This window comes from Micromonospora matsumotoense (genome assembly GCF_050951065.1).
Classification (GTDB): Bacteria; Actinomycetota; Actinomycetes; order Mycobacteriales; family Micromonosporaceae; genus Micromonospora; species Micromonospora matsumotoensis.
Window position 1 is genome coordinate 7,313,305 of the sequence record NZ_CP192025.1, and the last position, 20,284, is coordinate 7,333,588.

Consider the following 20,284-nt stretch of genomic DNA (forward strand, 5'->3'; position numbering starts at 1 on the left):
CTGCGCGGGTCGCCCCGGCCATCTCCGGCCGGGGCGGCCCCCACCCCGCGAAGGAGGCTTCCGTGCTGCATCCACGTCGCCGGCCCACCCGGTCGAGACCATTGACCCCGTTCCGCACCGCTTGCCGCTCGCGGCACCGCAACGGCGACGGCGACGGGCAGTCGTGCTCACGAATGGCGCTACCGCCCGAGGTGGCCCGGATCTTGGTGGGAAACGGCCCCCGTGGGGGCCGAAAGTCTCCAAGATCCTTCCTGGCGTACCCGGCATGTCGGCGCGGCCAGGGGTGGAGCAGGTGGTGAGACGGTTCGTGCCGCACGTGCCGATGCGACCGCTGTGGCGCTGCCGGGCCTGTGGCGCACCCTGGCCCTGCCAGCCGGCCCGGCTCACGTTGCTGGTCGAGTACCGGGGCCAGCGGACCGCCCTGCTGGTCTACCTGGGTGCGCTGATGGTCGAGGCCGGCGACCAGTTCAGCCAACTCACCGACCACGCCCGCCCGGCCGAACTGCACGAGCGCTTTCTCGGCTGGGCGCGCGCCCGCTCGGCGGGGAGGCCCGGTGATCGTCTACGCGTGAGCGGCACCGAACCGGCGTGTCGTGATCGCCCCCGCGCAGAGGATCAGGAAAGCGCGGCCATCTCTCGCCCCGACCCGGCAACGCGGGACGGGGCGGGGGCCACAATGTTTCACGTGAATCCAGAACCGGGCGCCGAGATCCACCACACCGACCCGTTCGCGGTGCCGACCGGGCAGCGCTCGCCGGCCCGTCGACTGCGGGGGCGGCTCGCCGCACCGGTGACGCTCTGGACCGCCCCCGCGCCGGCCGGGCTGACCGTGTCGTCCACCCTGGTCGCCGAGGGAGAGCCGGACCGGCTACTCGGCCTGATCGACCCCGAGGCCGACCTCTGGGCGGCGATCGAGGAGGCCGGCCGGTTCGCCGTGACCCCGCTGGGCCCGCCCCATCGACAGCTCGCCGACCGGTTCGCCGGGCTCTTCCCCTCCCCGGGCGGTCTCTTCGCCACCGGGTCGTGGACCGACACGCGCTACGGGCCGGTACCCGCCGACGCCGGGAGTTGGGCCGGCTGCCGCCTGGACACCGCCCGGGAGTACGGCTGGGCCCTCCTCGTCGAGGCCACCATCGAGACGGTCGAGATCGTCACCGACACCCCGCCCCTCCTGCACCACCGGGGCAGGTACCACCAACTCCCCTGAGCCGCCCGGGTGGTCGGGTCGCCATGTCGCCGATGTGGCGGTATCGCGAGTGGCGGATACCGCTACCTCGACCCACCGGAGTGGATCATGATCGACCCCCGACCCCGACCCCCGATCCTTGGCCAGGGCGGAGTAGGGCAACCGGGCGGGCGAGGGGACCCGCTCCACCATCTCCGGGGTGTAGCGGGCGAAGTGCCGGCGCACGACTGGCCGGTGAGCGGGGTGACGTGGGTCACTGGGCGCAGGTGGGGGACCGTTCGGCGCAGGAGGCTGCCGGGATCGATCTGCACCTTTTCTCGCAGGCAGGCCGCTCTCTACGGTGCGCGAAACTCCCGATGCCTGTGAAGGTGGTGATCCACAGATGTCCACGGACACACCCACGCCCGCCCCGGCCGACTCGGCGGCGGAGCGTTATCTGGCCGTACAACGGTCGGACGAGTTCGTCGGGTTGCGCCGCGCGCTGCGCAGCTTCGTCTTCCCGATGACCGTCGCGTTCTTCCTGTGGTACGCGCTCTACGTGATCCTCTCCGCCTACGCGCGGGACTTCATGGGCACGAAGCTCTTCGGCAGCAACATCAACGTGGCGCTGATCTTCGGTCTGCTCCAGTTCGTCTCGACGTTCCTCATCGCCTGGCTCTACTCGCGGTACGCCGACCGCAAGCTCGACCCGACCGCCGACCGTATCCGCGCCGAGATGGGGGAGGTGACCCATGAATCCGGTCCTCGCGGTTGAGGCGGGTGGCGGCACCGCCCGCAACCTGACCATCACGCTGTTCCTGGTCTTCGTGGCGGTGACCCTGGCGATCACCATCTGGGCCAGCCGGCAGACCAAGACGGCCACCGACTTCTATGCCGGCGGACGGTCCTTCTCCGGTTTCCAGAACGGCATGGCGATCGGCGGCGACTACATGTCGGCCGCGTCGTTCCTCGGCATCGCCGGCATCATCGCGCTGTACGGCTACGACGGCTTCCTCTACTCGATCGGCTTCCTGGTCGCCTGGCTGGTGGCGTTGCTGCTGGTGGCGGAGCTGCTGCGTAACTCGGGCCGGTACACGATGGCCGACGTGCTGGCGTTCCGGATGCGTCAGCGTCCGGTGCGTACGGCGGCGGCGGTCTCCACCATCACGGTGTCGATCTTCTATCTGCTGGCCCAGATGGTGGGTGCGGGCGCCCTGGTCGCGCTACTGCTGGGGATCAAGCCGGGCACGACCTTCCTCGGCATGGACGCCGACACCGCCAAGATCGCCACCATCATCATGGTCGGCGCCCTGATGATCATCTACGTGACCGTGGGTGGCATGAAGGGCACCACGTACGTCCAGATCGTCAAGGCGTTCCTGCTGATGACCGGCGCACTGGTGATGACCGTGCTGGTGCTGGCGAAGTACAACTTCAACCTGTCGGCGCTGCTGGGTGACGCCGCCGCCACGTCGGGCAAGGGCAATGCGTTCCTCGAACCCGGGCTCCGCTACGGCGTCGAGGTGGCCGGCAACTCCACCCAGACCTTCTACAACAAGATGGACCTGCTGTCGCTGGGCATCGCCCTGGTGCTCGGCACCGCCGGCCTGCCGCACATCCTGATCCGCTTCTACACCGTGCCGACCGCCAAGGCGGCCCGCAAGAGCGTGCTCTGGGCGATCGGCATCATCGGCACCTTCTACCTGCTGACCCTCGCGCTCGGCTTCGGCGCGGCGGCGCTGGTGGGTGGCAAGGCGATCGTCGCGCAGGACAAGGCCGGCAACACGGCCGCGCCGCAGCTCGCCGAGGAGTTGGGCAAGACCTTCCTCGGCGGCAACCTGGGCGGGGCGACCCTGCTGGCGATCATCGCGGCGGTGGCGTTCGCGACCATCCTGGCGGTGGTCGCCGGGTTGACCCTGGCGTCGTCGTCCAGCCTGGCGCACGACTTCTATGCCAACGTGGTCAAGAAGGGGCAGACCTCCGAACGGCAGGAGGTCCGGGTGGCCCGGATCTCGGCCCTGGTCATCGGCGCGGTCTCGATCGCCCTGTCGATCTACGCGCAGAGCCTCAACGTGGCCTTCCTGGTGGCGCTGGCGTTCGCGGTGGCCGCCTCGGGCAACCTGCCGGCGATCCTCTACAGCCTGTTCTGGAAGCGGTTCAACACCTCGGGCGCGGTCTGGGCCATCTATGGCGGACTGCTCTCCGCAGTGTTCCTGGTGTTCTTCTCGCCGGTCGTCTCCGGCGCGCCGACCTCGATGTTCCCGGACCACGACTGGCAGTGGTTCCCGCTGTCGAACCCGGGGCTGCTGTCCATCCCGTTCGGTTTCCTCTGCGGCTGGATCGGCACGGTCATCTCCAAGGAGCACGACGAGGACAAGTACGCCGAGTTGGAGGTGCGTGCCCTCACCGGCGCGGGAGCGCACTGAGCGACCGGCACCACGAGGCCCCCGCCGCGAGCGATCGCGGCGGGGGCCTCCGGCGTTTCCCGGGCGTCGCCGATCCCGGCAACCGTGCCGTCGAGCACCCCGGAGGCAGAGATGGGCAGGGTACGGGACACGCGGATGTCCCAGGTCGAAAGAACCTACGGCTACCACGCTGAGTAGGCTGACCGCCATGAAGGTTGCCCAGCGTTTCGGAAGCGGTCACCGCATCCTCGTCACCGGCGGCGCCGGGTTCGTGCCGTCGCACCTGGTGGACGCCCTGATCGAGCGCGGGTGCACGGTCGTCGCGCTGGACAACTTCGTCACCGGTTCCAAGGACAACGTCGCGCACCTCGCGGAGCACCCCCGCTTCACCCTGGTCGAGGCGGACATCTCCGAGGGCCTGCCCACCCACCACCCGGCCCTGGCCGAGCGGTTCGACGCGATCCTGCACATGGCGTCCCCGGCCAGTCCCACCGACTTCGACAAGCTGCCGGTGGAGATCCTCCGGGTCGGCTCGGTGGGCACCCTGCACCTGCTCGACCGCGCGGTCGCCGACGGGGCCCGGTTCCTGATGGCCTCCACCTCCGAGGCGTACGGGGACCCGAAGGAGCACCCGCAGCGGGAGACCTACTGGGGCAACGTGAACCCGATCGGGGTACGCAGCGTCTACGACGAGGCGAAGCGCTTCTCGGAGGCGGCCACCATGGGTTACCACCGCAGTCGGGGGCTTGATGCGGCGATCGTCCGGATCTTCAACACGTACGGCCCGCGGATGCGACCGGACGACGGCCGCGCCATCCCGACCTTCATCTCCCAGGCGCTGCGCGGCGCGCCGATCACCGTGCACGGCACGGGTGAGCAGACCCGCTCGATCTGTTACGTCGACGATCTGGTGCGCGGCATCCTGCTGCTGCTCGACTCGACGGAGACCGGCCCGATCAACTGCGGCACCGAACACGAGCTGACCATGCGACAACTCGCCGAGACGATCGTGTCACTCTCCGGCAGCGGGTCACAGGTGACCTACGTCACTCGCAGCTCGGACGACCCGGAGATGCGCCGCCCCGACCTGACCCTCGCCCGGGACCTGCTGGGATACGAGCCGCAGGTGTCGCCCGATGAGGGCCTGCGACGCACCATCGACCATTTCCGCGACCGGCTAGGGTAGCTCCCCCGCGCCACGCGGGACGGTCGGTACGCTTCACGTTCCGCCAACGCTCGACTGGCCTACGTACGCTGAAACGCATGTCAGCGACCTCGTCAGCCGGCGCCTCGCTCCCGTACCTGCACCGCGGCGCGGGCCGCGCCGCGGTGCCCGGTGCCGACCGCGGCGCCACCGGGCGCGCCCGCCAGTCCGACGCGCAGTGGTACCCGTCGTACCAGGACGACCAGCCCCGGTCGGGCGGACCGGGCGGCCCCGGCACACCCGCCGGGCCGGGCGGGCCGGGGAACTACGGCCGGCGCGGGCCGCGACCGCGCTGGGGCCGGATCGCCCTGGTCGCCGGCGTGACAGTGCTGGTGGTGGCGTTGCTCGGCGGGATCGGGGCCTGGTTCTACACCCGCAACCTCAACGAGGACCTGGCCCGCACCGACCCGTTCTCCGAGATCACCGGTGGTCGGCCCGCGAAGGCGGTCGACGGGGCGCTCAACATCCTGCTGGTCGGCACGGACTCGCGGGACCCGGACGCCGCGGTCGACAAGCCGGGCGAGTGGCGGGCGGACACGCTGATCGTCATGCACATCCCGGCCGACCACCAGAAGGCCTACCTGGTCTCGGTCCCGCGTGACCTGTACGTGCCCATTCCCGAGAGCGCGGGCGCGGCCTGCGACTCCGGTCGGCGCGCGAAGATCAACGCGGCGTTCGCCTTCGGTGGCCTGCCGCTGGCGGTACGCACCGTGGAGTGCTTCACCGACGTCCGGATCGACAACGTGATGGCGATCGACTTCGGCGGCTTCAAGGAGGTCACCGACGCGGTCGGCGGGGTGGACCTGAAGGTGGAGCAGAGCGTCACCTCGATCCACAAGCCGTACCGGAAGTTCACCAAGGGCACCATGCACATGGACGGTGCCACGGCCCTGGACTGGATCCGGCAGCGCAAGCAGTTCCCCCAGGGCGACTTCGCCCGGATGCGCCACCAGCAGGAGTTCCTGCGGGCGCTGATGGACAAGGCGGCGAGCACGGGCACCCTGACCAACCCCAAGAAGCTGAACGCGTTCCTCCAGTCGGTGACCGACGCGGTGACCGTGGACAACGACTTCTCCCTCGGCGACATGGCCGTCCAGTTCCGCAACCTGCGCGGCGAGAACCTGACCTTCCTCACCAGTCCGAACACCGGCAGCGACACCATCAACGGGGAGTCGGTGGTGGTCTCCGACCGGGAGAAGGCGCTGGCGATGTACAAGGCGATGTCCGCCGACACCATGGCGGACTGGGTGGCGGCCGACAAGAAGGCGGACGCGCCGGGCAACGGAAACTGAGCCTTCCGCGGGATGGGGGCGGGCCGGCACGGTCCGCCCCCGCTTTCAGCCCGGCCTGGGCCGATGCCCGATGTGTCGGGCAGATTTCGATGAGCGTCATCAGAGGTCGATTCCTGAGGGCTTGATCATCGAACGCCAACAGCCGTCCGGTCTCATCAACCAGCCCGAACGGATGAATTGCCGGGCTAAAGGTCAGGTTATCTGGGATTTGTGCGTGTGACGACCTCGCCTTGACGGGAAGCGGTACGTAAAGTGGTCCCGCCCCCCGATCACGCGAGCTGGAGCACGCATGCCGGTTCAGACCAGCCCCCGCCCACCGTCGCTGAACGCCGACCCCTACCGGGCGTCGGCCGCCGTCCCGTCACCGGGCGGACGCGGCGGACGGCCCTCCGGAACAGCCCGCAAGCGCGCCCGGCGCAAGGACCCGCTCTGGGCGCGGCTGACCGTGGTCTTCGGCGCGGTGCTGATGTTGACCAGCGGTGTCGCGATCGTCGGCAGCAAGGTGCTGATCAGCCAGGCCACCGGCAACATCGCCCAGCGCAACCTGCTCGGCGGGGCAGGCAAGAGCGAGGCCGAGGGCGGCGCCAATCTGGACGGCCCGATCGACATGCTGCTGCTCGGCGTGGACGCGCGGGAGCGCTGGGCCGCCGACGACGTCCGGTCGGACAGCATCATCGTGCTGCACATCCCGGCCAGCCACGACCAGGCGTACCTGATCTCGATCCCCCGGGACACCGAGGCGCAGATCCCCGCGTTCAAGAAGAGCGGGTTCAAGGGCGGTACCGACAAGATCAACGCGGCGTTCCAGGCCGGCGCGCGCAACGGCGGCGGCTGGGAGGGCGGCGCTCAGCTGATGGCCCAGACCATCAAGAACATGACCGGGGTCAGCTTCGACGGCGCCGCGATCATCAACTTCGGTGGCTTCAAGAACGTCATCGACACCCTCGGCACGGTGCGCATCTGCGTCAGCCACGAGGTGAAGTCGCACCACATGATGATCGTGGACGGCAAGCAGATGTGGAACGCCGACGCCAAGAAGACCGGCCGGCCGATGACCCCGGTGGTCTACAAGAAGGGCTGCCGGGAGATGAGCGGCCTCCAGGCGCTCGACTACTCGCGACAGCGCTACGGCCTGCCGAACAGCGACTACGACCGGCAGCAGAACCAGCAGCAGCTGATCAAGGCGATGGCCCGCAAGGCCACCGACAAGGGCATGCTGACCAACCCGGTGAAGGTCAACCAGCTGATCAAGGCGGCCGGCAAGGCGTTCATCCTGGACACCGGTGGGGTGGCGGTCGCCGACCTGGTCTTCACCATGCGCGGGGTCACCGCCAACGAGTTGACCATGCTGCGCACCAACGGCGGCACGTTCAACGGCAACGCCAACAACCGTGAGGCGCTCAGCCAGCAGACGCTGGACATGTTCCAGGCGATCAAGGAAGACAAGCTGGGTGAGTTCGTGTACGCCAACCCGAGCGTCCTGTCCACCCGCAAGTGACCTGCGGGTAGTCGGGGCGAACCGGCCCGGCGAGCGGCCGCCCCGCCGTAGCCTGACGTGAGAAGTATTCACGTTACGGGGAGGGCGTCACGGCCAGGTCAGCGCGATCCGAGCGAGAGCGGGGTACACCGCCTCCCGGCCGGCGCAGGTCACGCTGGTCCCGGGTCCTGCTCGGCGTCGGCCTGGCCCTGGTGCTGCTCGCCGGCCTCGCCGTCGTCGGGGTACGGCTGCTCACCCACCGCTACGACCGGACGGTCAACCGGGAACAACTGCTCGCCCCGGACGCCCGGCAGGCCCGTACCGAGCTGGACACCGGCCTGAACTACCTGGTCGTCGGCTCCGATCGACGCCCCGGCGCGCAAGGGTCGGACCAGCGATCGGACACCATCCTGATCGTGCACGTCCCGCCCGGCCTACGGCAGGCGTACCTGATTTCCGTCCCCCGGGACCTGCTGGTCGCGATCCCGCCCGACGGCGCCGGCTACGGCGGGGGACAAGACAAGATCAACGCGGCGTACGAGCACGGCGGCGGCGGCGAGGGCGGCACCCGACTGCTCTCGGCCACCCTGACCCGCCTCACCGGCATCCGCTTCGACGGCGCGGCACTCGTCGACTTCGCCGGCTTCCGCCAGGTCATCGACCTGCTCGGGGGCATCCGGATGTGCGTCGACACCGAGGTCCGGTCGATCCACACCGGGGCGCACTTCCCGGTCGGCTGCCAGCAGATGGACGGCGCGAAGGCGCTGGACTACGCCCGGCAGCGCTACGACCTCCCGAACGGCGACTATGACCGGCAACGCCACCAGCAGCAGATGCTCCGGGCGATGCTGGACCGCGCCGCCCAGGCCCACCTGCGCAGCGACCCCGTGCAACTGGACCGGGTGCTGCGGGCGGTCGGCGGTTCACTCACCGTCGACACCAACGGGGTACCCCTGGACGACCTGGTGTTCGCACTGCGCTCACTACCCGCCGACGCGCTGCACGGGGTGCAGCTGCCGTCCTACCCGCAGACCATCGACGGCATCTCGTACGTGGTGCTGGACCAGGGGGGCGATGGGCTCTTCGACGCCGTCCGCACCGACCGGCTGCCCGACTGGTCGCAGGCCAACCCGCGCTGGGTCAACCGGTTGTGACGCCACACCGACCAGCCGACGTGCCGTCGTAGGCACCGAGGATCTAGGCTTGGTGACCGTGTTCGGATCCCAGGTTCCCAGCGTCCCCGTGACCGCGATCAACGACGATACCTACCTGCTCGACGTCCGTGAGGACGACGAGTGGGCGGCGGGCCACGCGCCCGGCGCCCATCACGTGCCGATGATGGAGCTGCCGGCCCGGCTCGCCGAAGTGCCCACCGACCGCGACGTCGCGGTGATCTGCCGCTCCGGTGGGCGCTCCGCCCAGGTGGTCGGCTACCTGCTCAGCAACGGGTGGGGGCAGGTGCGCAACGCCGACGGCGGGATGCGGCAGTGGGTGGCCGTCGGCAAACCGGTGGTCACCGGGGACGGGCAACCCGGCCAGGTCATCTGAGCACCGGACCATGGGTGATCCGCTGGTCTTCGCACATCGTGGCGCGTCGGCCGACCTTCCCGAACACACCCTGGCGGCCTACCTGCGGGCCCTCGACGAGGGCGCCGACGGGTTGGAGTGCGACGTCCGGCTGACCCGCGACGGGCACCTGGTCTGCGTACACGACCGGCGGTTGAACCGGACCAGCAACGGTCACGGTCTGGTCAGCGCCCGCACCCTGGCCGAGTTGGAGACCTTGGACTTCGGCTCCTGGCATCCCGGGTGCACGCCGGCCGACGGCGACGAGGCACCGGACGACACGCACACCCGGCTGCTCACCCTGGACCGGCTGCTGACCGCCGTGCGGGACGCCGGCCGCCCGGTCCGGCTGCTGGTGGAGACCAAACACCCGTCCCGCTACCGGGGGGACGTCGAGCGCCGGCTGGTGGCGCTGCTGCGTCGGCACGGGCTGGCCGAGCCGGACCCCGACGACCCGGTCCAGGTCACCGTGATGTCCTTCTCCCCGCTGGCGGTGCGCCGGGTCCGCGAGCTGGCCCCGGCGCTGACGACGGTGCTGCTGCTGGAAGTGCTGCCCCGCTGGCTGCGGCTCGGCCGGCTGCCGTTCGGCGCCGGGATCGCCGGGCCGGGCATCGGTCTGGTGCGGGCCCGCCCGGCGCTGGTGCCCACACTGCGGGCCGCCGGCCACCCGGTGTACGTCTGGACGGTCAACGAACCGGCCGACCTGGAGCTGGTCCTCGACGCCGGGGTGGACGGGGTGATCACCGACCGGCCCGCCCACACCCTGGCCCGGCTCGGCCGATGAAACCCGTCGCCGCCCGGCCCGCCCGGCCGATCAGGCCCGTCGCCGCCCGGCCCGGCCGGCCGATCAGACCCGTCGCCGCCCGGCCGGTGCGGCCCGCTGCCGGCCGGCCCGACCGGCCGGTGCGACCCGTCCTCGTCCGGCCCGACCGGCCGGGAATTCCGGTCGGGGCGTCGGCAGCCGTCGGGGGATGCCCGAAGGGTGGTGCACGGGGCACACTCGGGGCATGCCGGAGCGCACCGACCTCGCCGACCTCATCACCGACCACGGCGCGGTGATCGAGATGATCAATTCGGGAGAGGCCGGGCTGCCGGTGCTCACCGCGCTCCTCCGGGCGGCCCGGCCCGCGCTCGGCGCGGCCTGCGTGGCCTTCGTCGAGTTCGCCCCGACCGGCGGGCGGGTGATCGCCGCCAGCGGCTGCGCCGAGTGGACCATCGGCCGCCCGCTGCCGGCCTCCGACCCGGCCACCGTCTGCCTACTCACCGGCCCCCGGGTCCGGCAGACCCGGCTGGACCGCCTCGACGGCCCGCTCGCCGGGGAACTGGCCGAGCGCGGCCTGCGCCGCATGATCGTCGCCCGCGCCGAACTCAACGGGCTCACCGTCGGCAGCCTGCACGCCCTCTACGCCGACAACGAGGAGTCCGAGGACCGGGTCCAGCACGCCACCCTCGGCTACCTCGCCTCCTGCATCGCCCACATGTACGGCGACCAGAGCGGCCTGCCGGTGCACGGCGACGGCCCGGTCGTGGCGGCCCTCGCCGACGGCCTGGCGGTGGTCGACCGGGACGGCCGGGTCCGGCTCTGGAACCCGGCCGCCGCCCAGGTCACCGGTCGCAGCGCCGGTGAGGCGATGAACCGGCCCCTGCCGTTCCCGCTCCCCCCCGCCGGCCAGGTCCTCGACCACCAGCTGCCGGACGGGCGGTGGCTGCGGATCACCTCCGGTGAGCTGGTCGGTCCGGGCACGCTCCGGGTGGTCACCTTCCGCGACATCACCGACCAGCAGCGCCGGGACTCCGACCGGGACCTCTTCGTCGCGGTCACCAGCCACGAGCTGCGTACCCCGGTCACCGTCATCAAGGGCTACGCGGACACCCTGACCGACCACTGGGAGTCGTTGACCGACCACGACCGGCGGCAGGCGGCCCGGGTGATCGGTCAACGGGCCAACGAACTCGCCCGGCTGGTCGACCGGCTGCTCACCTCGGCCACCGATGTCCGCCCCGGCGACGAGCCGGCCGTCCCGTTCGACCTCGGCGGGGCGCTGCGCGCGGCGGTGCTGGACCTCCCTGCGGACCTGCGCCGCCGACTGCTCCTGCACGTCCCCGTCGACCTGCCCAAGGCGCTCGGTGACCGGCACAGCCTGACCACCGTGCTGACCGAGCTGTGCACCAACGCGGGAAAGTGGTCACCGGCGGACGCCGCGATCGAGGTGTTCGCGGCGGCCGACAGGCAGACCGTCTCGTTCCGGGTCACCGACCGGGGCGTGGGCATCCGGCCTGAGCACGTGGAACGCGCCTTCGACCGGTTCTGGCAGGGCGAGTCCGGGGACCGGCGGGGATATCCCGGTGCCGGGCTGGGCCTCTATCTCGTCCGCCGGATCGTTGAACAGCAGAATGGATGGGTATCCCTACGTCCACGAGATGGTGGCGGTACGGTCGCAGAGGTGCGGCTGCCGCGCGGATGAGCTGTCGTCGGTGGGCACGGGGGTGACCCACCGCACCAGCAGGCATGGGGCCGCGAAGGAGCCGGGGTGTCGAGGGGACGAGTCGAGCGTTCGTGGTGTGTGGTGGTTCCCCACCACGCCACCGGCGCGCGGCTGGCCCGGCACCGGCTCGCCGACGAGCTGGCCGACCTGGTGCCCCCGCCCCTCCTCGCCGACCTGGTGGCCGTCCTGGCCGAACTGGTCGGCAACGCGGTCCGGCACGCCGACCCGCTACCCGGCGGGGTGGTCCGGGTCGCCTGGCGGCTGCGGCCGACGGCGACCGGCACGGGCCTGTCCGTCCGGGTGACCGACGGCGGCGCCGGGGCGGGCCCCCGGATGCGGGCCGCCGGCACCGACGCCGTCGACGGTCGGGGCCTGCACATCGTCGCCGGGTTGGCCAGTCGCTGGGGGGTCGACCGGGACGGCCTCGGGCAGAGCGTCTGGGCCGAGTTCGACCCGGCCGACTGTTGCCCTGACCTGGTCGCCGCCGGCTGACCGGGACATCCTGGTCGTCACCGGCCGGGCCGGGGTCCGACCTCGGCATTCGTCGACCCCCCGGGGAGGCGCGGGGCGGGTCCTGCCCCCACCGCCCCCGGTCGGGCTCTAGGCTGTCTCGCCGTGAGCAAGCGTCGAAAGAACCAGCGCGCCGAGGCCGCTCCCCGCCGGGAGAAGATCCGGGACGTCTTCGTCCCCCGTCCGTTCGAAGGGTTGGCGGACGAACCGGAGTGGATCGCCCTGCGCGAACTCGTGCCGGCCGCCTCCGCACCACTGCGGCTCACCCCCGACCTGGTCGAGGAGCACGGCGACCGGCCGGTCACCCTGGCCACCGTGCTGCCGATGGCCGCCCCGGCGATGACCAAGCCGGACGGTCGGGTGTTCATCGGCCTCCAGCGGCACCAGCAGTCCGGCGACGTCTCCCGGGACCTGGCCGAGGCGCTGCTCTGCGCGTTGCGTACCGAGCCGGGTGGGGCGGTGACGGTGCCGCCGCTGCCGGGCCCCGGCCGCCGGCTCCAGGACATCCTGGTCGACGGTCCGCTGGACATCACGATGCACGACGGCTTCGACTTCTGGCTCGACCCCGGCGCGGCCGACGACCCGACCGTGCAGGCGTCCCTGGAGCGGGCGAACGCGGCGATCTACCCGACCGTGAAGCTGGCCGCCGCGCGGGCCGCCTACTGGTGCCAGGTGCCGGAGAAGGCGCACGTGCGCTGGGTGCTCGGCGACGACGAGGACGCCGCGTTGGACGCGCTCTCCCGGCTCTCCGCCGCCGGTGTCCTCACCCTGGGCGAGGGCACGAAGTTCGCCGGCATGTTCCGGGCGCACGGCCGGCTCGCGCCGGTCTGGGACCTGTCGGAGGACGTCCCGGCCGCCGAATGGGAGGAGCCGGTCGCCGCGTTCGCCAAGCGGTACGCCGACGCGCTGGCCGAGAAGGAGCCGCTGGACGCCGCCGGCCGCCGGGCCCGCCAGGGCCTGCTCGGCCGCCAGCTCACCCTCCGCTGAGCCACCCCCGCCGCCCGCGTGTGAGCCGTCCCGCCCTGCCGGAGCCTGAGCCGTCCCGCCCTGCCGGAGCCGCCCCGCTGGGCGGGCGGCACCCCGCCTGCCGGAGCCTGAGCCGTCCTGCCTTGCCGGAGCCGCCCCGCTGGCGGGCGGCCCCCTGCCGGCGGCTCAGGCGGCGGGCGGGTGCAGGGGCTCGCGGACCAGCGGGCAGGACATGCAGCGGGGGCCGCCCCGGCCGGAGCCCAGCTCCGAACCGGCGATCGGGATGACCTCGATGCCGGCGCGCTCCAACTGGGCGTTGGTCTCCACGTTGCGTTCGTAGCCGACGCAGAGCCGGGGGGCCAGGGCGAGGGTGTTGTTGCCGTCGTCCCACTGCTCACGTTCGGCGGTCACCGGGTCGAGGCCGGTGTCGATCACCCGGAGCTGGTCGAGGTCCATCGCGTCGGCCGCCGCGCGCAGGAACGGCGCGGGGCCGTCGACCCGGGGCTCGCCGTCCGGCCCGGCGATCACCGTGTACGCCGACAGCGTGCTGGCCACGTTGGGGTACATCAGCACCGCGTCGACGTCGACCATGGTGCAGACGGTGTCGAGGTGCATGGTGGCCCGTTCCTGGGCGATGGGCACCACCAGCATGGTGTGCGCCAGGCCGGCGGCGAAGACCTGCCGGGCCAGCCGCTCGGCACCGGCCGGGGTGGTCCGCTCGCCCACCCCCACGGCGAGCACCCCGGGGGCGAGCAGCAGCACGTCGCCGCCTTCGAGATGCTCCAGACCGGGGTGGTAGACGGCCCGGGTGCCGACGAAACGGGGGTGGTAGCGGTAGATCGCGTCGGTCAGCGTGGTCTCCCGGCGGCGGGCCGGCATGGCGAGGCTGGTGACCCCGACCCGGTCGCCGATCCACAGTGACGAGTCCCGGGTGAAGAGCAGGTTGGGCAGCGGGTCGATGACGAACTCGTGCCGGTCCATCATCGTCCAGACCAGACCGCCGGGGCGCTCGGCGCTGATCCGTACCTCCTCGTGGGCGAGGCCGGCGGTGAGCACGCCGGCCAGCCCGGCCGGGTCGAGGTAGGCGAGGTGGTCGGCGACCCGGCGGCGCAGGGTGTCGCCCAGCCGGGGCGAGCTGAGCACTTGCTCGGTGAGGTCGGCGCGGGCCTCGGCGACGGCGAGGGTCTCGGCGAGCAGGGTGGCGAGGTAGAGCACCTCCACGCCGCGCCCGCGCAGCTCGGCGGCGAAGGCGTCGTGCTCCTCCTGGGCCCGGCCGACCCATGGGATAGCGTCGAAGAGCAACGAGTCGTTGTTGCGGGGGGTGAGGCGGGCAAGTTCCGGACCCGGCCGGTGCAACAGCACCGTGCCGAGTCGACCGACCTCGCTGTCCACGTAGTGGGTCACCCCCGCAGCGTAGGGCAGTGGTGAACGATCTTCAGCGGAAGAACAGCGGATGAATATGGCATTCATCCGCACTCATTCCGGCGCTCCAACTTGCCGTACCCCCACAGTGGCGACGTAGGGTAGTGAGACCATAACTTTCGAGGGACCTTTTGCCGGAGGTCGCGATGACTGTCTTTCCCGCTCGTCGAGCCGTACCCACCCGGGCACTGCCGCCCGTGGCGGTGCCGCACCCCCGTCCCGACGGGTCCGCGGCACTCGATCCGGCCCGTCCGACCCCACTGGAATGGGCGCGTCGACGCCGCGCCGAGCGGGGTGCCCGCCGGCTGGAGGCCGCCGGGGCGCGGGCGCTCGGGCAACTCGACCACCTGGGCCCCGCCTGGCACGTCATCGAGTGGCCACGCACCGACGTCTCCGACGTCCTGCGCGACCACGGCCAGGACGAACGCGCCGGGTTCCTCGCCATCGGCCCCAGCGGGCTCTTCGCGGTCAGCATCGCCGACCACGGCCGGGCCCGCGTGCTGGTCGCCGGGGACGTGGTGCAGATCAACGGCAAGCGCCCGCCGTACGTGGCCGAGGCCCGCAAGGACGCCAAGCGGGCGAGTAAGGCACTCACCGCAGCGGTCGGGCTGCCGATCCCGGTGACGCCGGTGCTGACCTTCGTCGGCTCCGGCGTCATCAGCGTCTACGGCCTGCCCAAGGACTGCATGATGGCGACCCACCGGGAGCTGGACCGGCTCCTCGTCGCCGGGGGCAACCGGATCAGCCCGGCCACCGCCGAGAAGCTGTCCCGGGTCGCCCAGGCACCGCAGACCTGGCACAACGGCACCTACCGTCCCGCCGGCGACTACCGGTGGTACGACGAGGGCCGAACGGCCGCTGACAAGTCGGCAGGTCGCCGGTAACGTCACCGGCGACGCCCCACGGTACCGGTCCCCCCGACATCTCCGGTCCGCGCCGTCGCCGGCCGCCCACCAGGGCACCCGATCCACACCGGCGGCCGGTGGCTCCAGCGCGGTCGGCGACCGTCATGAAGACCGGCTAGCGTGGACAGTCCGTCGGTGTACCTAGGAGGCGCGGTGGCCCACGTCGAACTCTCGCTCTCGGACGTGTTCGTGCCGGCCGCACGGACGCCGACAGGGCCGGGGGGCGACAACGTCGGGCAGTGGTCGGCCACCGTCTCACACGCCGAGGAGCCCTGCCTCCTGATCGCCGCCGACACCCGGGTGGTGGCCATCTCCGCCGCCGGCTGCGAACTGCTCTGCCTCGGTGCCCCCGAGGAGGTGGTCGGCCTGCCGCTGCTCGAAGGGGGCCTGCGGCTGCTCGACTTCACCGCCGCCCGGCACGAGCTGCCCGAGCAGGAGACCGACAAGATCCCGCCGCTGCTCGCCCTGCACTCCGGTCGACTCGCCCGGGGGCTGCTGAGGGTGCAACCGGCCGGCGACGACACCACCTACGCCACCGTCGACGCCATCTCCACGCCGATGCTCACCGACGGGTCGGTCGCCGGTTCACTCACCTTCTTCTCCGCGATCTGACCGGCTCTCCCCGTCCCGCCGCCCCCGCGCGACTCCCCCGAGGATCGGCCCGTGCCGCCTGACCCCGCACACCGCCCCCCGCACCGCCGGCCGGTCACCGCCCGGCTCGCTGTGGTCCTGCTCGCCGTGCTACCGGCCACCGGATGCGCGGCCCCGCCGGAACGCCGGGTGGCGATCCCCGTCGCCCCGCCGACGCCCGCCGTGACCGCGCCGCCGACCATGCCGCCCACCCTCCCGCCACTGACCCCCACCCTGCCGTCGACCCCGACGCCGCCGGCCCCCACCGCCGCCGCGGTCGCCACGGACTGCGCCGGCCGGCCCACCGCCAACCGGGTGATCGGGCTGCTCCGCGACGACGTGCTGCCGGGAAACGTGACGGTACGGGCCGTCGACGGGCCGCTCTGCGCCGACGGCTGGCAGTACACCGTGCTGGCGGTCAGCGGGCACGAGGAACTCCAGGCGGTCAGCCGGGGTGAGCCGGGGGCGCTGCGGTTGGTCACCGCCGGGACGGACGTCTGCTCGATCGAGGTGAAGGCGGTCGCACCGCCCGCCATCCGGACGTTGGCCTGCGACGCCGCGACCGGGCTGCCACCGGGTGCGTAGGCTGGTCGGCATGCCCGGAACACCGCCGACCCGATACGTCTACCTCGGCCCCGAGGGCACCTTCGCCGAACAGGCGTTGCGTACCGTCCCGGCCGCCGAGCACGGCAGTCGTACGCCCGCCCGCAGTGTCGGTGAGGCGTTGGAGAGCGTACGGGCCGGTGAGGCGGACGCGGCGCTGGTGCCGATGGAGAACTCGATCGGCGGCGCGGTCGGGGTGACCCTGGACGAGCTGGCCGAGGGGGGCCCGCTGGTGATCACCCGGGAGGTGATCCTGTCGGTGGAGTTCGTGCTCGGCGCCCGCCCCGGCACCGACCTCGCCGGGGTGCGCAGCGTGGCCGCCCATCCGCAGGCGTCCACCCAGTGCCGCAACTGGCTGCGCGCCCATCTGCCCGACGCCACGGTGATCGACGTGCTCTCCAACGGCGCGGCGGCGGCCGGCGCGGCGAACGGGGAGTACGACGCGGCGATCTGCGCCCCGATCGGGGCGGCCCGGCACCGGTTGACGCTGCTCGCCGACAAGATCGCCGATCATCCGGACGCGGTGACCCGCTTCGCCCTGCTGTCCCGCCCCGGCCCGCCCCCGCCGCCGACCGGTGACGACCTCACCTCGCTGGTGGTCTACATCGCCCACGACCGGGTGGGCGCCCTGCTGTCGGTGCTGATGGAGTTGGCCGTCCGGGGGGTCAACCTGACCCGGATCGAGTCCCGTCCCACCGGTGAGGCGCTCGGCCGGTACGTCTTCTTCCTCGACTGCACCGGTCACGTCGCGGACGCCCGGCTCGGTGAGGCGTTGCAGGGGCTGCGTCGGGTCTGCGCCGAGGTGCGCTTCCTCGGGTCGTACCCCCGGCACCGGTGGACCGACGCGGTGGGCGACCGGCCGGTCCCGGCGCCGGCCGGCCTGTCGGACGCCGACTACACCGACGCGGCGGCCTGGCTGGCCCGGCTGCGCTCCGGCGAACTGAGCTGACCCCGCCGCCGCGGATCTCCACGGCACACAGACGGATGGGGGCGGTCCCACGCGGGACCGCCCCCATCCGGTGCAGGTCAGCTGAGCAGACCGCCGAGCAGGCCCTGTTGCTGCTGCTGAGTGCCGCTGCCCTGGACCGGCGGCTCCTCCGACGGCTGGACCACGACGAAGCCCTGGCCGGCGAAGCTCATGGTGAACGCCTCACCGGTGCTGCGACCGAGCAGGGTGCCCAGGCCGAGTTGCTCGGCCCGGTGGTAGCCGGTCTGGAGGTTGGCCGACCAGCAGACGGCGGCCTGCGGGTCGACGTAGGTGGGCGCGTCGACGTTGAGCACGACCGGGGTGCCCTTGGTGGTGATGGCGATCCGACCGTGGCCGCTGAACACGCAGTTGAACAGGCCGGACGAGGCCATCCCCGCGCCACCGACCATCTTGATGTCGTACGACAGGGAGGAGTCGAAGGCCAGCACGCTGGACCCGTTGATCGACAGGGCGTCGCCCGGCTCCAGGTCGATGATGTGCACGTCCTTGGCCAACTCGGCGAGGAAGACGTCACCGTGGCCGCTGAGCTTCATCAGCGGCACCCCCTCGCCGGTGAGCCGCTGCTTGATGAACTTGCCGATGCCGCCCGAGCCGAGCGCCTGGAACTGCACCTGCCCCTGGTAGGCGACCATGGACCCGACCCGGGCCATCGCCTCACCGTTGAGTTCGATCTTGAGCATCTTGGAGTTCTGCAGCCGCATGCCGGGCTGGGCGGACTCCTTCTCCAGGTTTTCTGCCGAGAACAGCGCGCTGCGCATGGGGTCTTCCTCCTGATCGGGGATGTGCTCGCCCCACGGTAGGCAGCCCCCGCAACTGCCGCATCAGCCGAGCGGCGCGCTCAGCCCCAGCCCAACGCGTGCAACCGCTCGTCGTCGATGCCGAAGTGATGGGCGATCTCGTGCACCACGGTCACCGCCACCTCCTCGATCACGTCGTCCTCGGTGGCGCAGATGTGCAGGATCGGCCGACGGTAGATGAAGATCCGGTCGGGCAGCACGCCCGAGTAGCTCCAGCCGCGTTCGGTCAGCGCGTGCCCCTCGTAGAGGCCGAGCAGGTTCTCACCGGCGGGTGGGTCGTCCTCGACCAGGATGACCACGTTGCTCATCAGCCGGAGCAACTCCTCGGGCACCTCGTCGAGGGCCTCGCCGACCAGCTCCTCGAAGCGTTCACGGCTCATCTCCACGGGCACCTCACCCATTGTGCCCGACCCGCCGCCCGCCCACCGGTCCGTCGAGGTCCCGCCCGTACCCCGGTTGCCGCCCGGCCCGCGTGCGGGCCGGGCGGCAACCGGGACGGATCAGGAGGCGAGGCGGGCGGTGAGGCTGATCTGCGCGCCGGGGGAGAGCAGCCGGGAGATCGGGCAGCCCTCCTTGGCGGCCTCGGCCAGCTTGGTGAACTGGGCCTCGTCCAGGCCCGGGGCCTGACCGACGGTCTCCAGGTCGATCCGGGTGACGGTCATCCCCGCGTCGGTCTTGTCGAAGTGCACCTTGGCGGTGGTCTCCACCGAGGTGTCGGACAGGCCGGCGTCGGCGAGCTGCTTGGAGAGCGCCATCGAGAAGCAGCCCGCGTGGGCCGCGCCGATCAGCTCCTCCGGATTGGTCCCCTCACCCTCCTCGAAGCGCGACTTGAAGGAGTAGTTCCCCTCCAGGCCGCCCTTGCCGGTGCGGACGGTCCCGGCGCCCTCGGTGAGATTGCCCTGCCAACGTGCGGATGCGGTACGGATAGGCATACCCCGAACGCTAGTCGAACCCCCACCGCGCTGCCGACCTTCCGGGTGCCGGCTCCCGGCCGGTGGCGTTCCGACGTGGGATGATGCGGGTCAGGCCCGCGACGCGGAAGGTGGCCGATGTCCCAGGATCTCCCCATCCCGAGACAGGACGACCGCACGGACGACAGCGCCGTGCTGGAGTGGGGTGCCCCCGAACGACCGACCGGCCGACGGTTCGGGCACTGGCCCACCGCGCTGCGCCGGGACCGCCGGCTGCCCCCGGTGCTGACCCTGCTCGGCGCGGTCGCCGCCACGGCGTCGATGGCCGGGGAGTGGCTGGTGATGACCGTCCCGAACGGTGGTCCGGAGGGCAGCGGCACCATCCGGGTACCCGGTGGAGTGGCCGAGGTGGGCGGCTTCGGAATCGCCTACCTGATGGGATTGTTGCTGCTCAGCGTCGCGGTGGTGCTGACCCTGCGCGGGCGGGCGGCGGCCCGGCACGACGCCCGGCTGGCCGGTCTGGCCGTGGCGGGCGCCCTGGTGGTCCTGCTCACCGTCACCGCGTTCTCGTTGGACGACTCCGGCCAGCGGGCGCTGTTCTACTCCCCCGAGGACGGGTTCCGGGTGGACTACGGCCGGGGCCTGGTGATGGCGTTCGTGGCCGTCGTGCTGGTCGGGGCGGCACTGCTCACCGTCGTCCCGGAGCCGGACGTCCGGCTCCGGGACGACGGCCTCGGTGACGGGGCGGAACCGGCCGGGGTCGATCCCGGCGGCGACGACCGACCGGCCGCGCCCGCCGACCTGACCGTCGCCCCGACGGTCCCGTTCGCCCGCCGCGAGTCCGACGCCTGAGCGCCGTCACCCGCCACGACCGGCCCCCGCCCCGGCACCGGCGCGGACCCGCGGTGAGCGGTCCGGCGGCCATCCGGCGTTGGCACCCGGTTCGCCGGGAAGCCG

At 72.0% G+C, this 20,284-nt stretch carries 21 protein-coding genes; 17 read left to right on the plus strand and 4 right to left on the minus strand.

Annotation, left to right across the window (positions count from 1 at the left end):
• Positions 1-322: 322 nt before the first annotated feature.
• The 12 genes from ACQP1S_RS31445 to ACQP1S_RS31500 all read left to right on the plus strand — a co-directional run bounded on the left by ACQP1S_RS31445 (position 323) and on the right by ACQP1S_RS31500 (position 13,092).
• Positions 323-1,207, plus strand: a complete 885-nt coding sequence (locus tag ACQP1S_RS31445) for a flavin reductase family protein (protein ID WP_432908471.1) — start codon at positions 323-325, stop codon at positions 1,205-1,207.
• 361 nt (positions 1,208-1,568) lie between these two features.
• Positions 1,569-1,940: a DUF485 domain-containing protein gene (locus ACQP1S_RS31450; protein ID WP_091248902.1), complete on the plus strand. Its 372-nt coding sequence runs from the start codon at positions 1,569-1,571 to the stop codon at positions 1,938-1,940.
• Positions 1,918-3,591 carry a solute symporter family protein gene (locus tag ACQP1S_RS31455; protein WP_091248905.1) on the plus strand — a complete coding sequence of 558 codons (1,674 nt, stop codon included), beginning with the start codon at positions 1,918-1,920 and terminating at the stop codon, positions 3,589-3,591. Before ACQP1S_RS31450 ends, ACQP1S_RS31455 begins: the two co-directional genes overlap by 23 nt.
• A gap of 187 nt (positions 3,592-3,778) precedes the next feature.
• A complete protein-coding gene (locus ACQP1S_RS31460) occupies positions 3,779-4,756 on the plus strand; it encodes an NAD-dependent epimerase/dehydratase family protein (RefSeq protein WP_432901701.1) in 978 nt (325 codons plus the stop codon).
• A 77-nt stretch (positions 4,757-4,833) separates the two neighbouring features.
• Positions 4,834-6,066 (plus strand): LCP family protein, encoded by a 1,233-nt coding sequence (locus ACQP1S_RS31465; protein ID WP_091248911.1) that lies wholly within the window; start codon positions 4,834-4,836, stop codon positions 6,064-6,066.
• Positions 6,067-6,355: 289 nt separating this feature from the next.
• Positions 6,356-7,564 (plus strand): LCP family protein, encoded by a 1,209-nt coding sequence (locus ACQP1S_RS31470; protein ID WP_432901703.1) that lies wholly within the window; start codon positions 6,356-6,358, stop codon positions 7,562-7,564.
• 191 nt (positions 7,565-7,755) lie between these two features.
• Positions 7,756-8,697 (plus strand): LCP family protein, encoded by a 942-nt coding sequence (locus ACQP1S_RS31475; protein WP_432901705.1) that lies wholly within the window; start codon positions 7,756-7,758, stop codon positions 8,695-8,697.
• 58 nt (positions 8,698-8,755) lie between these two features.
• Complete coding sequence (locus ACQP1S_RS31480) at positions 8,756-9,091, plus strand: rhodanese-like domain-containing protein (protein WP_432908474.1); 336 nt, start codon at positions 8,756-8,758, stop codon at positions 9,089-9,091.
• Positions 9,092-9,101: 10 nt separating this feature from the next.
• Positions 9,102-9,893 (plus strand): glycerophosphodiester phosphodiesterase, encoded by a 792-nt coding sequence (locus ACQP1S_RS31485; RefSeq protein WP_091248920.1) that lies wholly within the window; start codon positions 9,102-9,104, stop codon positions 9,891-9,893.
• 223 nt (positions 9,894-10,116) lie between these two features.
• Positions 10,117-11,574 (plus strand): sensor histidine kinase, encoded by a 1,458-nt coding sequence (locus tag ACQP1S_RS31490; protein WP_432901707.1) that lies wholly within the window; start codon positions 10,117-10,119, stop codon positions 11,572-11,574.
• 99 nt (positions 11,575-11,673) lie between these two features.
• Positions 11,674-12,087, plus strand: coding sequence for an ATP-binding protein (locus ACQP1S_RS31495; protein ID WP_176739076.1), 414 nt, complete (start codon positions 11,674-11,676; stop codon positions 12,085-12,087).
• 123 nt (positions 12,088-12,210) lie between these two features.
• Positions 12,211-13,092 (plus strand): DUF5926 family protein, encoded by an 882-nt coding sequence (locus ACQP1S_RS31500; protein WP_432901709.1) that lies wholly within the window; start codon positions 12,211-12,213, stop codon positions 13,090-13,092.
• A gap of 165 nt (positions 13,093-13,257) precedes the next feature.
• Here ACQP1S_RS31500 and ACQP1S_RS31505 read toward each other — a convergent pair whose 3' ends face one another.
• Positions 13,258-14,475 (minus strand): arginine deiminase, encoded by a 1,218-nt coding sequence (locus tag ACQP1S_RS31505; RefSeq protein WP_091248935.1) that lies wholly within the window; start codon positions 14,473-14,475, stop codon positions 13,258-13,260.
• A gap of 164 nt (positions 14,476-14,639) precedes the next feature.
• Between ACQP1S_RS31505 and ACQP1S_RS31510 the strand changes: the two genes are divergently transcribed.
• The 4 genes from ACQP1S_RS31510 to pheA all read left to right on the plus strand — a co-directional run bounded on the left by ACQP1S_RS31510 (position 14,640) and on the right by pheA (position 17,580).
• A complete protein-coding gene (locus ACQP1S_RS31510) occupies positions 14,640-15,377 on the plus strand; it encodes a hypothetical protein (RefSeq protein ID WP_432901711.1) in 738 nt (245 codons plus the stop codon).
• 174 nt (positions 15,378-15,551) lie between these two features.
• Complete coding sequence (locus ACQP1S_RS31515; protein ID WP_091248943.1) at positions 15,552-16,010, plus strand: hypothetical protein; 459 nt, start codon at positions 15,552-15,554, stop codon at positions 16,008-16,010.
• 51 nt (positions 16,011-16,061) lie between these two features.
• A complete protein-coding gene (locus tag ACQP1S_RS31520) occupies positions 16,062-16,613 on the plus strand; it encodes a hypothetical protein (protein WP_245722624.1) in 552 nt (183 codons plus the stop codon).
• A 10-nt stretch (positions 16,614-16,623) separates the two neighbouring features.
• The gene (gene pheA, locus ACQP1S_RS31525; RefSeq protein WP_363672513.1) at positions 16,624-17,580 is read left to right on the plus strand and encodes a prephenate dehydratase; all 957 of its coding nucleotides are present in this window, start codon (positions 16,624-16,626) and stop codon (positions 17,578-17,580) included.
• A 77-nt stretch (positions 17,581-17,657) separates the two neighbouring features.
• Here pheA and ACQP1S_RS31530 read toward each other — a convergent pair whose 3' ends face one another.
• The 3 genes from ACQP1S_RS31530 to ACQP1S_RS31540 form a co-directional block, all read right to left on the minus strand.
• Positions 17,658-18,377, minus strand: coding sequence for an AIM24 family protein (locus ACQP1S_RS31530; RefSeq protein WP_091248947.1), 720 nt, complete (start codon positions 18,375-18,377; stop codon positions 17,658-17,660).
• A gap of 80 nt (positions 18,378-18,457) precedes the next feature.
• The gene (locus ACQP1S_RS31535; RefSeq protein ID WP_176739077.1) at positions 18,458-18,802 is read right to left on the minus strand and encodes a metallopeptidase family protein; all 345 of its coding nucleotides are present in this window, start codon (positions 18,800-18,802) and stop codon (positions 18,458-18,460) included.
• Between the two features lie 114 nt (positions 18,803-18,916).
• Positions 18,917-19,348 (minus strand): OsmC family protein, encoded by a 432-nt coding sequence (locus tag ACQP1S_RS31540; RefSeq protein WP_091248949.1) that lies wholly within the window; start codon positions 19,346-19,348, stop codon positions 18,917-18,919.
• A 117-nt stretch (positions 19,349-19,465) separates the two neighbouring features.
• Here ACQP1S_RS31540 and ACQP1S_RS31545 point away from each other — a divergent pair, with 117 nt between their 5' ends.
• Positions 19,466-20,179, plus strand: a complete 714-nt coding sequence (locus ACQP1S_RS31545; RefSeq protein WP_432901715.1) for a hypothetical protein — start codon at positions 19,466-19,468, stop codon at positions 20,177-20,179.
• Positions 20,180-20,284: the final 105 nt, after the last annotated feature.